General features: G+C 65.4%; 11 protein-coding genes and 1 pseudogene. 3 read left to right on the top strand and 9 right to left on the bottom strand.

Annotated elements, in window-relative coordinates; translation table 11 throughout:
- The first annotated feature begins 380 nt into the window (after positions 1 to 380).
- Positions 381 to 4,064: a vitamin B12-dependent ribonucleotide reductase gene (locus BM075_RS02610; RefSeq protein WP_093359096.1), complete on the top strand. Its 3,684-nt coding sequence runs from the start codon at positions 381 to 383 to the stop codon at positions 4,062 to 4,064.
- 237 nt (positions 4,065 to 4,301) lie between these two features.
- Here the strand turns inward: BM075_RS02610 and BM075_RS02605 are convergent, their stop codons facing one another.
- Complete coding sequence (locus BM075_RS02605; RefSeq protein WP_245758722.1) at positions 4,302 to 4,889, bottom strand: hypothetical protein; 588 nt, start codon at positions 4,887 to 4,889, stop codon at positions 4,302 to 4,304.
- Positions 4,890 to 5,073: 184 nt separating this feature from the next.
- Positions 5,074 to 5,856, bottom strand: a complete 783-nt coding sequence (gene xth / locus BM075_RS02600; protein ID WP_093359095.1) for an exodeoxyribonuclease III — start codon at positions 5,854 to 5,856, stop codon at positions 5,074 to 5,076.
- 144 nt (positions 5,857 to 6,000) lie between these two features.
- On the opposite strand from xth, the gene BM075_RS02595 reads away from it, so the two are divergent.
- A complete protein-coding gene (locus BM075_RS02595) occupies positions 6,001 to 7,221 on the top strand; it encodes a DegT/DnrJ/EryC1/StrS family aminotransferase (protein WP_093359094.1) in 1,221 nt (406 codons plus the stop codon).
- Here BM075_RS02595 and BM075_RS02590 read toward each other — a convergent pair.
- Positions 7,172 to 8,335, bottom strand: coding sequence for an AI-2E family transporter (locus BM075_RS02590; RefSeq protein WP_177208224.1), 1,164 nt, complete (start codon positions 8,333 to 8,335; stop codon positions 7,172 to 7,174). The two genes, BM075_RS02595 and BM075_RS02590, sit on opposite strands and share 50 nt — an antisense overlap.
- Positions 8,336 to 8,440: 105 nt before the next feature.
- On the bottom strand, positions 8,441 to 9,139 hold the full coding sequence (locus BM075_RS02585; protein WP_093359092.1) for a M48 family metallopeptidase: 699 nt from the start codon (positions 9,137 to 9,139) through the stop codon (positions 8,441 to 8,443).
- 144 nt (positions 9,140 to 9,283) lie between these two features.
- Between BM075_RS02585 and BM075_RS02580 the strand changes: the two genes are divergently transcribed.
- Positions 9,284 to 9,826, top strand: a complete 543-nt coding sequence (locus BM075_RS02580) for a hypothetical protein (RefSeq protein ID WP_143089803.1) — start codon at positions 9,284 to 9,286, stop codon at positions 9,824 to 9,826.
- Positions 9,827 to 9,875: 49 nt separating this feature from the next.
- Here the strand turns inward: BM075_RS02580 and BM075_RS02575 are convergent.
- The 5 genes and pseudogenes from BM075_RS02575 to BM075_RS02555 all read right to left on the bottom strand — a co-directional run bounded on the left by BM075_RS02575 (position 9,876) and on the right by BM075_RS02555 (position 15,023).
- A pseudogene (locus BM075_RS02575) lies at positions 9,876 to 11,056 on the bottom strand (vWA domain-containing protein).
- A 263-nt stretch (positions 11,057 to 11,319) separates the two neighbouring features.
- Complete coding sequence (locus BM075_RS02570; RefSeq protein ID WP_093359090.1) at positions 11,320 to 11,484, bottom strand: apolipoprotein acyltransferase; 165 nt, start codon at positions 11,482 to 11,484, stop codon at positions 11,320 to 11,322.
- A 30-nt stretch (positions 11,485 to 11,514) separates the two neighbouring features.
- Positions 11,515 to 12,888 (bottom strand): DUF2927 domain-containing protein, encoded by a 1,374-nt coding sequence (locus BM075_RS02565; RefSeq protein WP_245758721.1) that lies wholly within the window; start codon positions 12,886 to 12,888, stop codon positions 11,515 to 11,517.
- On the bottom strand, positions 12,885 to 13,346 hold the full coding sequence (locus BM075_RS02560) for a GNAT family N-acetyltransferase (protein WP_093359089.1): 462 nt from the start codon (positions 13,344 to 13,346) through the stop codon (positions 12,885 to 12,887). Before BM075_RS02560 ends, BM075_RS02565 begins: the two co-directional genes overlap by 4 nt.
- Positions 13,347 to 13,580: 234 nt before the next feature.
- Positions 13,581 to 15,023, bottom strand: a complete 1,443-nt coding sequence (locus tag BM075_RS02555) for a protein adenylyltransferase SelO (protein WP_093359088.1) — start codon at positions 15,021 to 15,023, stop codon at positions 13,581 to 13,583.
- Positions 15,024 to 15,107 lie beyond the last annotated feature (84 nt).

The raw sequence follows: 15,107 nt of genomic DNA, 5'->3' as shown, positions 1-15,107 counted from the left end.
TGGTAGTGGCGAGGCCGCGTTAACGAAGGAATCGCCCGCTGACGGGTGGGGGTCAAAAACAATGCGCCGGTCAAGACAAACTTCCAGCTTAAAGCGGCAATTTTAGCGTTGACCTGATAGGCCCATCTACGTCAGATTGTGGGGGCGAACCGAGAAGGCCACAACATATAGTGGCGCCGGTTGCGAGAGGGACAATAACCCGGACAGTCGGGCGGCTCTGCGCCGACCCTAGATCTGGCCCCCGTCAACTGGGGGAACGGTTCCCTTTTGCGCCCCGGATCGCGGAAGACGGTCGCGGCAGGGAAGGCCGCGCACCACGAACCGAAAAAACGGAACGTACCGCCGGCAGGGGCGGGCAAAGCGCACGGGGCATCGAGACCATGAAAATCGACAGGAAGTTCACCACCGCCGGGAAAGACGCGTACGACGGGCTGGCATTTGCCACGACCACTTCGGAAATCCGCAACCCGGACGGCAGAGTTGTGTTCAACCTGGAAGGCATCGACGTTCCTGCAAGCTGGAGCCAGGTCGCCAGCGACGTGATCGCCCAGAAATACTTCCGCAAAGCCGGCGTCGCGGCCCGCCTGCGCAGGGTCAAGGAAAAGGGTGTGCCGGAGTTCCTCTGGCGGTCCGTGCCCGACGAGAAGGCGCTGGCGGAGTTGCCGGAAGAGGAGCGCTTCGGCGGCGAGACCTCCGCGCGGCAGGTGTTCGACCGCATGGCCGGCGCCTGGGCCTATTGGGGCTGGAAAGGCGGATACTTCACCGCCGAGGAAGATGCCCGCGCCTATTACGACGAGATGCGCCACATGCTCGCCACCCAGCGGGCCGCCCCGAACAGCCCGCAGTGGTTCAACACCGGTCTGCACTGGGCTTATGGCATCGACGGTCCGAGCCAGGGCCACTATTACGTCGACCACGCGTCCGGCAAGCTGACTCGTTCTTCCAGCGCCTACGAACACCCGCAGCCCCATGCCTGCTTCATCCAGTCGGTCGCAGACGATCTGGTGGGCGACGGCGGGATCATGGACCTCTGGGTCCGCGAGGCGCGTCTGTTCAAATACGGCTCTGGGACGGGCACGAACTTCTCGTCGCTCAGGGCCGAAGGCGAAGCCCTGTCGGGCGGCGGCAAATCCTCCGGCCTGATGGGCTTCCTGCGGATTGGCGACCGGGCTGCCGGCGCGATCAAATCGGGCGGCACGACGCGCCGCGCGGCCAAGATGGTGATCTGCGACGCTGATCACCCGGACATCGAAGAATTCATCAACTGGAAGGTGAAGGAAGAGCAGAAGGTCGCCAGTATCGTCGCGGGCTCCAAGATGCACGAGGCGAAACTCAACGAGATCTTCGCGGCTATCGGGCAGTGGGACGGCGCAATCGAAGGCGCGACCGACCCGAAGAAGAATTCCGCCCTCAAGGGTGCAATAAGAGCGGCGAAGAAGGTCGCCATCCCCGAGACCTATGTCAACCGCGTTCTCCAGTACGCGCGTCAGGGCTATACCTCGATCGAGTTCCCGACCTACGACACGGATTGGGACAGCGAAGCCTACAACACGGTTTCGGGGCAGAATTCCAACAACTCAGTCCGCGTCACGGACGCCTTCCTGCAGGCTGTCCGCGACGACGCCGACTGGGAGTTGCTCCGCCGCACCGACGGCAAGGTGGCCAAGACCATCAAGGCCCGAGACCTGTGGGAGCAGATCGGCCACGCGGCCTGGGCCTGCGCCGATCCGGGCATCCAGTTCCATGACACGGTGAATGCCTGGCACACCTGCCCGGATGACGGCGAAATCCGCGGCTCCAATCCGTGCTCGGAGTACATGTTCCTCGACGATACGGCCTGCAACCTGGCCTCGATGAACCTGCTGACCTTCCTGAAGGAAGGCGCGTTCCAGGCCGAGGACTACATGCACGCCACGCGGCTGTGGACCCTGACGCTGGAAATCTCGGTGACGATGGCGCAGTTCCCGTCGAAGGAAATCGCGCAGCTCTCCTACGACTTCCGGACGCTGGGTCTCGGCTATGCCAATATCGGCGGCCTGCTGATGAACATGGGCTACTCCTACGACTCCAAGGAGGGCCGGGCGCTCTGCGGTGCGCTGACCGCGCTGATGACCGGTGTTGCCTATGCGACCTCCGCCGAGGTCGCCGGCGAGCTTGGCCCCTTCGCGGGCTACGAGCGTAACGCCAAGCACATGCTGCGGGTCATCCGAAACCACCGCAACGCCGCCCACGGCCACACCGACGGCTACGAGGCGCTGGCTGTGAAGCCGGTCGCGCTGGATCAGGAGTCCAACCCCGACAAGACCCTGAACCAGCTTGCCATGAACGCCTGGGACGAGGCGCTTCGACTGGGCGAGCGCAATGGCTTCCGCAATGCGCAGGCCACGGTGATCGCGCCGACGGGCACGATCGGGCTGGTGATGGATTGCGACACCACCGGCATCGAGCCTGACTTCGCGCTGGTGAAGTTCAAGAAGCTCGCCGGGGGCGGATACTTCAAGATCATCAACCGCTCCGTGCCGGCCGCGCTGGAGAAGCTGGGATACAGCTCCTCCCAGACCGAGGAGATCATCTCCTACGCCGTGGGTCACGGCACCCTCGGCAACGCGCCCGGCATCAATCACACCTCGCTGGCGGGCAACGGCTTCAGCCAGGCCGAGATCGACAAGATCGAGGCTGCGCTGCCCTCGGCCTTCGACATCCGCTTCGTGTTCAACCAGTGGACGCTGGGCGCGGAATTCTGCACCGACGTGCTCGGCATCCCTGCCGAGAAGCTGAACGATCCCGGCTACGACATGCTGACCGATCTCGGCTTCACCAAGGCGCAGATCGACGCCGCCAACGACCATGTTTGCGGGACGATGACGCTGGAAGGCGCGCCGCACCTGCGCGAAGAACACTACGCGATCTTCGATTGCGCCAACCCCTGCGGGAAAAAGGGCAAGCGGTTCCTGTCGGTCGAGAGCCACATCAAGATGATGGCGGCGGCACAGAGCTTCATCTCGGGCGCGATCTCCAAGACGATCAACATGCCCAACGACGCGACCATCGAGGACTGCCAAAAGGCCTATGAGCTGAGCTGGTCGCTGGGCACCAAGGCCAACGCGCTCTACCGCGACGGTTCCAAGCTGAGCCAGCCGCTTGCCGCGGCCCTCGTCGAAGACGACGAGGAGGCGCAGGAGATCCTGGAATCCGGCACGCCACAGGAAAAAGCCGAGGTGCTGGCCGAGAAGATCATAGAGAAGGTGATCGTCAAGGAGATCGTCCGCTCCCACCGGGAGAAAATGCCGGAGCGCCGGAAGGGTTACACCCAAAAGGCGAACGTGGGCGGGCACAAGGTCTACCTGCGCACCGGCGAATACGCCGACGGGTCCCTGGGCGAGATCTTCATCGACATGCACAAGGAAGGCGCGGGCTTCCGGGCGATGATGAACAACTTCGCAATCGCGGTGAGCGTCGGCCTGCAATACGGTGTTCCGCTTGAAGAATTCGTCGATGCCTTCACCTTCACCAAGTTCGAGCCTGCGGGCATCGTGCAGGGCAACGACAGCATCAAGAACGCGACGTCGATCCTGGACTACATTTTCCGCGAACTGGCGGTGTCCTACCTCGACCGGACGGACCTCGCCCACGTCAAACCCGCCGGCCACACCTTCGACGACCTGGGCCGGGGCGATCACCACGAGGGGGTCAACAACATCTCCGAGTTGAGCGAGACGGCGGCCAGCAAGTCGCTGGAGGTGCTCAAGCAGATCTCCTCCACCGGCTACCTCCGCAAGCGCCTGCCGCAGGAACTGGTCGTCCTGCAGGGCGGCGTGGAGGCGATGGCCGGGGGCACCGCGCTCGGCACCGCCGGCGACCCGCTCGCCACGCTGCAGACACTGGTGCCGGAGACCGGCAGCGCCACCGCCGTGGGGGCCGTCACCGCGATGGACAGCCGCACCAAGGCCCGGATGCAGGGCTACGAGGGCGAGGCCTGCGGCGAGTGCGGCAACTACACGCTGGTGCGCAACGGCACGTGCATGAAGTGCAACACGTGCGGCGGCACCAGCGGGTGTAGCTAAGGGTTTCGCGCCCCCTTTACTTCCCGTTTCGGGGGGCGCGGTTTCAGGGGCGAGTGCGCTCGCTCCGACGGCGGATCAGGCCGCAGGCAGAAAACCGGGCGGTACAAACAATTGAGCCTGATAAGCCAGACTGGGGCGCCTTGTGGCGCCCCGATTTCTTTTGAACGTCATGGAGCCTGCACGGACGGCGTTCTGAACCGGCTGACAGCAGGAACAGAAGGCGACGGGTGCCGCGGCTCAGTGCGTCGCTTGGTGATCGCAGGTAACGGCCGCGTTGAACGGCATCAACTCCCCCGCCGGATTCTCTCGGAACAGCCAGACATGCTGGTCGAAATGAGGTTCGAACCCGTGCGCCTCGTCGGCTTCGGTGTTGGGGTCGTCGGCCATCGCGTCCCAGAGGCGGCCGTTGATCTCCGGCGCGGCATTGCCGGTCTCTTTCCAGGCAGCCTGCCAGACCAGATTCTCCACCCCAACCAGTTCGCGCGAGCCATCTGCCTGCGGCTCATAGAGCAGGATCGCGGGTTTCATCCAATCGGTGTGCGTGCCGTTGCCATTGACGCGCGGCTTGTCCCCCGTGATGCCCAGCATCGCCGGGTTGAGGTAGTGGATCCCCATCCCGCCCCATTCCGCGGGTAGCCCCTCGGCCGCGGCCGTCACGCAATGTCCGGACGGGTCGGGGATATAGCCGTCGGCAAGTGCAACGTTGACGTCCTTGTATTTCTCCACCGCCGCTTTGACGGCGTCCAGATCCACGGTATTGGCTTGTGCGGTACAAGGCAGGCCGAACGTCATCACGGCGGCGGCCGCAACTACTGCGAGTTTCATTTGGTGTCCTCCCTGGTCGCGTCCCGACCAGCCGCTGCGGGCCGTGGGCCAGCCAATTCCGGCCGTCGCTCGAGTCGCGATAAAGGAGTATAGCACGAAAAATGGACAACCTTGGCGTGTTTTGGGGCGGAGAGGGCCTCCATCGGGAAGCCGGCGCGTGTTCGGCTTCAATCGACCGCCGGTTTCAGGCGTCCAACTCCACCCAGATCGGCACGTGGTCCGATGGTTTGGGGCGGTTGCGGATATCCTTGTCGATCCGGCAATCGGTGAGCAGATCCGCTGCCTGGGGGGTGAGAAGCAGGTGGTCGATCCGGATACCGTCGTTCCGGTCCCAGGCCGCGGCCTGGTAGTCCCAGAACGTGTAGTGGCCGGGGCCTTGGGTGCGTGCGCGGAATGCGTCCGTGAAGCCAAGATTCATGATCTTGCGGAACGCCCGCCGGCTTTCGGGCCGAGCCAGCGCGTCCTCGCGCCAGGCCTCCGGGCGGGCTGCGTCTCCGTCCTGCGGAATCACGTTGTAGTCGCCCGCCATGATGGCAGGTTCCTCTTGCAACAACAGAGCCTTGGCGCGCTCCTCTAATCTCTTCATCCAAGAGAGCTTGTAGTCGTATTTCGGCCCCGGCGCCGGGTTGCCGTTCGGCAGGTAAAGCCCGCACAGGCGCACCGCAGCCTGCTCACCCACCACCGTCGCTTCGATCCACCGGGCCTGTTCATCGCCCTCGTCCCCCGGCAGGCCACGGCTCACGTCTTCCAGCGGCAGCTTCGACAGGATCGCCACCCCGTTGAAACCCTTCTGCCCGTGTGTCTCGACGTTGTAGCCGCGGTCCTCGAACAGGTCGCGCGGGAAGCCGTCGTCCACCGACTTGATCTCCTGCAACAGCGCCACGTCCGGCTGCGCCTCGTCCAGCCAGTCGCAAAGCGCGGCGTGGCGGGCCTTGATGCCGTTGATGTTGAAGGTGGCGATTTTCATGGGGCGCACTCCGGGCGGTGGTTGGGCACGGACACTCTCCGCCAAGCGCGCGGCGAGGACAAGCGGGCTGGGTGGTGCGGGGCAACGCCGCAAATCGCCTGCGGGCAATTGACGACGCCCCGCTGGCCGGGGATGTAGTCGCCCATGACCCAAGCGACGGAACGGTTCGACGGCAGTTTTACCCAGCAGGAGCCGATCCCGGAGGACGGGATCGCGGCCGCGCTGGAGGTGATGCGCCACGGGCGTCTGCACCGCTACAACCTCGCGCCCGGCGAAGCGGGGGAGGCCGCACGGCTGGAGCAGGAGTTCGCGACGTTCACGGGCGCGCGCTACTGCCTTGCGGTGGCCTCCGGTGGGCAGGCGCTCGCCATCGCGCTGCGGGCCGCCGGCGTGGGGCAGGGCGATACCGTTCTGGCCAATGCCTTCACCCTTGCGCCTGTTCCGGGCGCTATCGCCGCCGTGGGCGCCACCGCGCATCTGGTCGAAACGACGGAGGCGCTAACCATTGACCTGGACGATCTTGCTCAGCAGGCGGCAGCGGCTCCCGCGGCACGCGTGCTTCTGCTGTCCCACATGCGCGGCCATATCTGCGACATGGACCGCCTTGTGGCACTCTGCGCCGAGCTTGGGCTGACGGTTGTCGAGGACTGCGCGCATACCATGGGCGCGGCGTGGAACGGTACGCCCTCCGGTCGGCACGGGATGTTCGGGTGCTATTCGACGCAGACCTACAAGCACATCAATTCGGGCGAAGGCGGGCTGATCGTGTCCGACGATGCGTCCGCCATGGCCCGCGCGGTGCTGCTGTCGGGCAGCTACATGCTTTACGAGCGCCACCTGGCTGCGCCGCCGACCGATGCGTTCGATGGGCTACGATTGGCTACGCCCAACATGTCCGCTCGTATGGACAATCTGCGCGCCGCCATCCTGCGCCCCCAGCTTGCCCGGCTGGCCGACCGCCGGGCCGCGTGGAACGCCCGGTATGTTGTTGTGGAAGACGGGCTGAGGGGCACGCCGGGGGTGCAATTGATCGAGCGGGCGGAGAGCGAGACCATCGTCGGCTCCTCGATCCAGTTCCTGTTGCCCGACTGGTGCGCCGCCGACGTTCGCGATGTGCTGGCCCGCTGCGCCGCGCGGGGCGTGGACCTGAAATGGTTCGGCGCGGACGCACCGGCGGGGTTTACCTCGCGTTACGATCACTGGCGCTACGCTGCGCCGCGTTCCCTGCCGCGTACCGACCGTATCCTCACGGGGCTGATCGACATGCGCTTGCCGCTGACATTCAGCCTGGAGGATTGCGCCCTGATCGCCCGGATCATCCGCTCCGAGGTGCTGGCGGTGACGCAGGCGCGGGCGGGGCGGTGATCTGATCCTCCGCCTGGGTCGACTTCGTGTTGGCCATCATTGCCTCCGCCAGCGTCGTCCAGATGGTGACGAAGACGCCCGCGACCACTGGCCCGAGTACCAGCCCGACGGCACCGAACATACCCAGCCCCCCGAAGGTGGACACCAGGATGAGGATGTCGTGCATCTGGGTGTCCCGGCCGACGAGGATCGGGCGCAGGAAGTTGTCGATGGTCGTGACAACAAGGCCGGCCCAAAGCCCGAGCCCGATAGCCGCGACCTGATTGCCGGCCGCGAACAGGTAGAGGCAACCGACCGCCAGCACCAGGCCCGGGCCCAGGCCGGGAATGATCGACAGGATTGCCATGACCACGCCCCAGAACGTCGCTCCCTCGATGCCGGCGACCCAAAAGCCGATGCCGCCGAGAATGCCCTGCACGATCCCGATGACCACCACGCCCTTCAGCGTTGCCCGGCTGACTGACACAGCCCTGTCCGCCAGCTTGTGCTGTGTCTCCGGCGCCAGCGCGGTGAAATGCAGCACCTGCTTCATGACCGGCACCTCCATCTTCACGAAGAAGAACAGCGCGTAGAGGAAGATGAAAATGTCGAGGAACAGAAGAGCCGTGCCTCTCGTAACCGCCGACATGGTGCCCACCATGTAGCGCGCAATGGCGGTCACGAGATCGCCCACCTTGGAGACGACCTCCGGCCCGACGTGCTCCATGTCCTCGTCGAACGGAAGCCACTCTGGCATTTCCCAGGTCTGGCTCTGCTGCGCCAATCCGTCCAGCACGCGGACGACCGTTCGCGGCAGGGCCAGGGCCTGTTCGGCGGCGACCGTACCGATCATCAAGACCGGCACGATGACCAGTCCGATGATGAGCGCCAGAGTTATTGCAGCGGCGATGTTGCGGTGCCCCCCGACGTGCGCACGGATCCGGCGGTAAGCCGGCCGGGACATTTCCGCTATGATCGCCGCCATAATGAGCGAGATAAGAAAGCCCCGGATCATCGCGAAGAACAGCAGCGTGGTGAGCGCTGTCACAAGAACCAGTGCCGTCCAGCGGAAGGCGTCCGGACTGATGATCGCCGGTCGGGAGGGCGATCCGGGCGGAGGAGGGGTGACGGTCATACCGGGGGGACTCGCGTTGCTGGTCATACGCGGGAGCGTATCAGCGAACTGCCGGCGCTTCTCGGGCAAAAGTTAAGGCGGCCAGAGCCTCCGGACCGGTTTTCCCTATGGCGCGATCGGTGGCCGGGACCAGCGGGCTTCACGGGCCTCGATTGCGGCGATCCGCTGTTCGGCCTTGGGGTGGCTCATCAGCCAGGCCGGGCTCGCCGTGCCGAAATTGCCGGTAAGATGACCGAGCTTGTCGAACAGGCTTTTCTGCGGCGCGGTGCCGATGCCCGCCTTTACCAGAAGGGCGGAGGCATAGGCGTCCGCCTCGAACTCGTCCTGCCGGCTGAGCCGCGCGGCCAACAGAGACGTCGCCATGGCCGCGATCCATGCCCCGACACCTGGAATGAAGCGGTTGAGGACGGTCGCCAGCGCCACCCGCATTGCGTTCTGACCGGAGAAGTCGATCATCCGCCGCCGCGAATGACCGAGCGCGACGTGGCCGAGTTCATGTGCGATAACGCTGGCCAGTTCCTCGGCGCTCACCGTGCCCTTGCGGTATTGGTCATAAAAACCCCGTGTGATGAAGATGCGGCCGTCGGGCGCGGCAAGGCCGTTGATCGCTGCGATTTCGTAAATGTGGACGCGAATCCGTTCCAGATCGAGCGCCTGCGCCATCCGGTCGGTCAGCGCCTTCAGCCGGCCATCCGCCAGCTCGGTGGAGCGGGTGTCGAGGTCCCGCGCCGTGCGCCAGGCTGAGAAGCGGTACATGGCCAGCCCGTAGAGAATGACCAGCAGCAGGGGGAGCAGTTTCACCATGACATCAATATGGGGTCCGCCACAAATGGGAGCAAGCGGGCACGAGCTTTCCCCATGACGAGCACGATTCCGCCCAAATTCGCCTCTAGTTTGACTTGAAACGGTATTTTGAGAGCGGCGGGCCTAGGACCGATGCGGAAACATGTGAACCTTATTCACAGCCTTGGATTGCGTCTTCTCGGAACATGCGTCCTTCTTTACTTCTTCGGAATCGTCGCAGGCGTCGCGCACGGTTTGGCCAATGACCGGCCGATCGCGTTGAATGTCAGTGTCGGCCTGATCTGCGGGTCGTTGTGCATCTATTTCCTGCTGCCGAAGACCATGCCGGGGTGGCTGCGCAACCCGATCAACGCGACAGAAGCCTTCGCGATCTTCTTCTGTCTCGTGGTGGCGCTGCTATTCGTCATGGGGCCAATGGCGGGCGTTGCCGTCGCCGCCTTCGAGCCACCCGTGGCGGTCATGCAGCAGTACATCGTCATGGCGATGATTCCCGCCGCCGCAGCGTCGGTCGGTGTGGCATTGTCCGGGGCAGTCCTTGCGTTTCTGCCCGCGCCAGCCCGGAGCAAAGCGCCAGCGGAGGAGTCGCAGGACTACGAGAACGAATGGCGGGGGATCGAGGAGATGGTCCTCGACAATGACGTACCTGCGCTGCATTCGGTCCGCATGATGCGGCTCTCCCGCACCTGAGATCGGTTTCGCACCGGCGGTCTAACGGCGTCAGACCCGTTCGGGCCGATCAGCTGAGCATTCGCATTCCGCGATCCAGTCCTTCCAGTGTCATCGGAACCATCCGGCCTTCGAAGATCTCGCCGATCATCTTTATGGATTGAGTATATTTCCATAGGCGCTCGGGCGTGGGGTTGATCCAGAGCGTGTCCGGCCACTGCGCGCGGGCGCGGCGCAGCCAGATTTCTCCGGATTCAGCGTTCCAGTGCTCGTTCGCGCCGCCCGGGTGGAGGATCTCGTAAGGGCTCATGGACGCGTCGCCCACGAAGATGCACTTGTAGTCAGGCCCGTAAGTATTCAGCGCCTCCCAGGTCGGCGTCTGCTCGGTCCAGCGCCGGGCATTGTCGCGCCAGACTCCCTCATAAAGGCAATTGTGGAAGTAGAAATGCTCGAGGTGCTTGAGCTCCGCCCGTGCCGCCGAGAACAGCTCTTCGACGACCCGCACGAAGGGGTCCATGGAGCCGCCCGCGTCCAGGAAGAGCAGCACCTTTACCGCATTGTGTCGCTCCGGCCGCAGCTTGACGTCGAGATAGCCATGATCGGCGGTGGCACGGATGGTCGCGTCGAGGTCCAGTTCCTCATGGGCGCCGGACCGGGCCCATTGGCGCAAGCGCTTCAGGGCGACCTTGATATTGCGGGTCCCGAGTTCGACCGTGTCGTCAAGATTCTTGAACTCCCGCCTGTCCCAGACCTTCACGGCCCGTTGGTGGCGGCTTTCATCTTGGCCGATCCGGACGCCCTCCGGGTTGTAGCCATAGGCGCCGAAGGGGGAGGTGCCGGCGGTGCCGATCCATTTGCTGCCCCCTGGTGACGGCCTTTTTGCTCCTCGAGGCGTTGCTTCAGCGTTTCCATTAGCTTCTCGAAGCCGCCGAGCGCTTCGATTTCCGCCATCTCTTCCGGCGTCAGGTGTTTCTCCGCCATCTTCCGCAGCCAGTCGCCCGGCAGGTTGACGGCCTCCAGGACCTGTTCGACCGTGATCGCGTCAAGCCCTTGGAACGTCGCAGCAAAGGCCCGGTCGAAGCGGTCGAGATGGCGCTCGTCCTTCACCATGGCCGTGCGGGCGAGGTAGTAGAAGCTGTCCACGTCGTAAGTCGCAAGCCCCGCCGCCATCCCTTCGAGAAAGGCGAGGTACTCCCGCGGGCTCACCGGCACGCCACCCGTGCGCAGGGTCTGGAAGAAGGGGAGGAACATTGCGGTCTCCGGGTTTTCGTCCAGCCTTGGTGTTCGAAGGGCGGAGGTCAACCGTTTCGCGGATTGGTCCGGTCGAACGGGGGGCTGACTGCCCACTGCGCGCCCCGGATTCTCCGGGGCTCCCCCCGAGGATATTTTCGGACTCAAGAAGCCTTCCGGTCGGTCAGGAAATCGCGCGACCGCGCCCGAAGGGCGCCTGGCCCAACGCTTTCCTAGAGCGCGTCAGCGCGAGGGGAAGGGCGGGAGCCCCCCGGCGTCGGCGTTCACATCAGGCCTTCGATCAGGATGGTGATGAACAGTCCCACGAGGGACAACGCGATGGCGTATCCGGCCGCATATTGGGCGATATCGGCCGCCTTGCCACCGCGTTTGCGGGCGACATTGCCGCCCCAGAGCGCGCCGCACAGGGCGCAGATGATCACGATCATGTCGCGTTCCCCCGCTGGTCTCGAGGCCGCTTAGCGGGCCAGCGGGCCAGGGGCAAGGGCTGCGATCTCGGTCGCGCGGTCGCGGACCACGTCGTCGGCGCCGAAGCCGTAGCGCGCCCAGCCGAGGGCCTCGGTGCGTTCGGCGCGCGCGTTCGTGGTGTCGCCCTTCATCGCCATGGCTTCCGCCCGCATCATCATCAGGGTGGAGAGAAGGGCCGCGTTTTCCGCCTTTCGCACCGCGGGCAGGCTTTCGTCCACCAGGGCGATTGTGGCGTCCGCCTGTCCGGCGCTCAGGGAGAAGGCGGCGAGTTGCATGGCGACGTGGGCTGCCTGAACCTGGGTATCGGGGAGGGTGCGGTAGATGTCGGCTGCCTCGACGAAGGCCGTGAGCGCCAGTTCGGGCTCCTGACCAAGCGAGAGCCGTCCGAGAGCATACAGCGAGAATGCCATACGCGTGTCGCGCCATCCGGCGCTCTCGGCGAGGTCGACCGCGCGGCGCGCGGCGGCGCGGCGTTGTGCCTGGCTGTTGCGCGGAGAGAGAGCGCCTTCTATCGCGTCGATCCAGATCCGCGGTGTCGGCGGGGTCGCCGCTGGGCCGGAACGCTCACCGGAGGGGTTCAGGCGCGCGAGGATACCGGGCAGGGCGGCCGCCACCTGCGCCCGGCTCATGCCGTTTTCCAGCGCGGGATCGTAGGTGACGCGCAGCATCAGCATGTCGAAGCCGGTGAGCACGGTGTGGAAGTTATCGTCGTTGAAGACGGAATCGGGCAGGCGGTAGAGATCATTCAACGGGCCCAGGGCCTGCGCGATCTCCTCGTGGAGACAGTCGCGGGCCTCCTGCGGCGACACATCGCCCGGCAGGAACACCGAGGCGCGCTCGCGCCGCTCCAGCGTGGTCCAGTCCACAGCGTCCGACCGGCGGTTCTCGCGGAATTCCTCCCAGCCGCTGACCCTCGGTACCACGAAACAGGCCGCCTGCGGGACGGCGCGTTGCAGTTTCTTTCGCGGCAGCACTTCCACAAGGATCGACGGGGCTTCGCCCTCGCGGGCGGCGCGGATCGGCAGTTTGGCCTCACGTTGCAACCGTAGGATCAGGCGGTCCAGGTCGCGTCGGAGCGCCGCATCGGCCGGACCTTTCACGCCGATGGTGATCTCCCCCTCGAAGCGGGTGAAGCGGTCCAGGTTCCGGCCGCTTTCCAGCATGAAGGTCAGATCCATGAAATCGCCCGCCAGTTGCGTGTTCGTGCGCACCGAGGGGCTGGAATACACCGGACCGAATGCCCGCATGGGGGGCAGGGGAACGTCGAACCCCGCACGGCGTTGGGCGACTTCGGCGGACGGGCCGGGCGTGCAGGAGGCAGCCACCACGGCAACCGCCGCCAGCGCCAGGGCCCGGAGCTTCACGCGACCCTCCGGTTGTAGCGGATGAACGGGGTCTTCGTTCCGATCCTGTCATAGAGCTGCCGGGCCGTCATGTTGAAGTCCTGGGTGTGCCAATACACCGACGGGCAGCCAGCGGCATCGGCCGCATCATAGACCGCCTCGATCAGCGCCCGACCAACGCCTTGGCCGCGCACATCGGGATCGGCGTAAAGATCCTGCAGGTAACAGACCTTCTCGATCCGCCACATGTGACGGTGGAAGAGGAAATGCACCAATCCCACGGGACGTCCGCCCACTTCGGCAATACGGCCGTGAAAATCTTGCGGGTCGTCGGACAACAGCCGGGCGAAGGAGGTTCGGTATACCTCTTCGTCGACGGAAGCCTCATAAAAGGTCAGGTAATCGGTCCAAAGCCTCCGCCACGTGGCCTCGTCGTCCGGACCAACGGCGCGGATGCGCGTGTCTGCTCGCCCCGGCATGCGGAGTTCCCCCGTCTTGTCATTGCGAGCGAGCCTAACCGAGCCGCGTGGGGATTGGAAAGGCGTCGCCGTTGCGACCCCGTTAACGAACAAGTGATCGTTGCGGGGTGGCCGCTACCATGGGCGATGGGCGCCTTCCGTGAACAATTCGCGGGCAGGGTAGTGTCTTTCCCCGATGCGTGAACGATCCAGCGGCCGGAAGTGACGTCTTTGCGGGCAGATAGGTGGGGCAGTTCACGTGCCGCAGAAGGTGCGATAGACCCGCTCGTCCTCGGTCGGGGGGCGGGTGAGATCCCGGAGATCGTCAGTCGGATCGTCGTATGGGCGCGCCAGCGCGCCGATGAGCCGTGTGGCGGGCCCGAGATCCCCGTCCGTGGCGGCGGCGATGGCCTGCTCGACGCGATGGTTGCGGGGAATCACCGCCGGGTTGGCGGACTTGAGCCGCGCCGTCAGTGCCTCCGGCTCCGGTTCCCGAGCGAGACGGGCCGTCCAATCCCGCTCCCACTGATCGAATACCTCCGGCTCCACGAATTCGTCCCGCGCCCCGCCAGTGGCCAGCGCCCGGAAGGTGTTCGTGAAATCCGCCTGGCCGGCCACCATCCGGCCCAGCAACTCCCCGATCAGGCCTTCGTCGCCATCCTCTGCAGTGGTCAGGCCGAGCTTGGCGCGGAAGACTCCGAGCCACGCTGCCCGAACTCGCTGCGGGTAGACTTGCATCACTTCCTGCGCAACCGCGATCCCGGCGTCCCGGTCTTCGCCCAGAAGCGGCAGGAGGGCCGTGGCGAACTGGGCGAGGTTCCAGGCCAGGATTTCCGGCTGGTTCTCATAGGAGTAGCGGCCTGCGTGGTCGATTGAGGAATAGACAGTCCGGGGATGGAAGGTGTCCATGAAGGCGCAGGGGCCATAGTCGATCGTCTCGCCGGAGATGGAGGTGTTGTCAGTGTTCATGACGCCGTGGATGAAGCCGACGCCGAGCCACCGGGCCACCAGCCGCGCCTGTCGGTCGATCACGGCGTCGAGGAGGCCCATCGGCCCGTCGGCGTCAGGGTAATGGCGCGCGATAACGTGGTCGGTCAGCAGGCGCAGGGCCTCGGTATCCCCACGCGCGGCGAAGAACTGGAAGGTGCCGATGCGGATGTGGCTGGCAGCCACGCGGGTCAGCACCCCGCCGGGTTCCTGTTGACCCCGCACGACCCGCTCGCCGGTGGCGACTGCGGCAAGCGACCGGGTGGTGGGGATGCCGAGCGCGGACATCGCCTCGCTGACGATGAACTCGCGGATGACCGGGCCAAGCGGCGACCGCCCGTCGCTGCCGGGGCGGCTGAAGGCGGTGCGGCCCGACCCCTTGAGCTGGATATCGCGCCGCTGACCTTGGCGGTCCACCACCTCGCCCAGAAGCAGCGCGCGGCCATCCCCCAGTACCGGGGAGAAGCCGCCGAACTGATGCCCCGCGTAGGCTTGGGCGAGGGGGGTGGAGCCGGGGGCCACGGTGTTTCCGGCCAGAACCTCGACCGCCTCCGGCGTTTGCAGCGAGTCGGGATCGAGCCCGAGGTCCGTCGCCAGCGCCCGGTTGAGGAGCAAAAGCTCTGGCGCCGTGACCGGAACCGGAGCCTGGCGGACGTAGAACCGCTCGGGAAGGCGGGCGTAACTGTTGTCGAAAGGGATTTCGAGGGGCATGCGCGTCTCCATGCCTTAAAGGTAGGAGCGCGCCGGCGGTTTGTCAGGGGGGAAGGTGTCTCCCCCGCCTCCGGAGGGGCGGGG

The organism is Tropicimonas isoalkanivorans (assembly GCF_900112335.1).
In the GTDB taxonomy this organism is placed as follows: Bacteria; Pseudomonadota; Alphaproteobacteria; order Rhodobacterales; family Rhodobacteraceae; genus Tropicimonas; species Tropicimonas isoalkanivorans.
The sequence above is the reverse complement of the archived record's forward strand: the minus strand, read 5'-3'. Positions and strand labels throughout refer to the sequence as shown.

What these genes read in the sequence shown, in the direction of transcription:
- BM075_RS02595 (WP_093359094.1), top strand. Translation starts at nt 6,001, where the DNA reads ATGACCCAAGCGACGGAACGGTTCGACGGCAGTTTTACCCAGCAGGAG.
- BM075_RS02605 (WP_245758722.1), bottom strand. Translation starts at nt 4,889, where the DNA reads ATGAAACTCGCAGTAGTTGCGGCCGCCGCCGTGATGACGTTCGGCCTG.
- BM075_RS02590 (WP_177208224.1), bottom strand. Translation starts at nt 8,335, where the DNA reads ATGACCGTCACCCCTCCTCCGCCCGGATCGCCCTCCCGACCGGCGATC.
- BM075_RS02610 (WP_093359096.1), top strand. Translation starts at nt 381, where the DNA reads ATGAAAATCGACAGGAAGTTCACCACCGCCGGGAAAGACGCGTACGAC.
- BM075_RS02560 (WP_093359089.1), bottom strand. Translation starts at nt 13,346, where the DNA reads ATGCCGGGGCGAGCAGACACGCGCATCCGCGCCGTTGGTCCGGACGAC.
- xth (WP_093359095.1), bottom strand. Translation starts at nt 5,856, where the DNA reads ATGAAAATCGCCACCTTCAACATCAACGGCATCAAGGCCCGCCACGCC.
- BM075_RS02585 (WP_093359092.1), bottom strand. Translation starts at nt 9,139, where the DNA reads ATGGTGAAACTGCTCCCCCTGCTGCTGGTCATTCTCTACGGGCTGGCC.
- BM075_RS02555 (WP_093359088.1), bottom strand. Translation starts at nt 15,023, where the DNA reads ATGCCCCTCGAAATCCCTTTCGACAACAGTTACGCCCGCCTTCCCGAG.
- BM075_RS02570 (WP_093359090.1), bottom strand. Translation starts at nt 11,484, where the DNA reads ATGATCGTGATCATCTGCGCCCTGTGCGGCGCGCTCTGGGGCGGCAAT.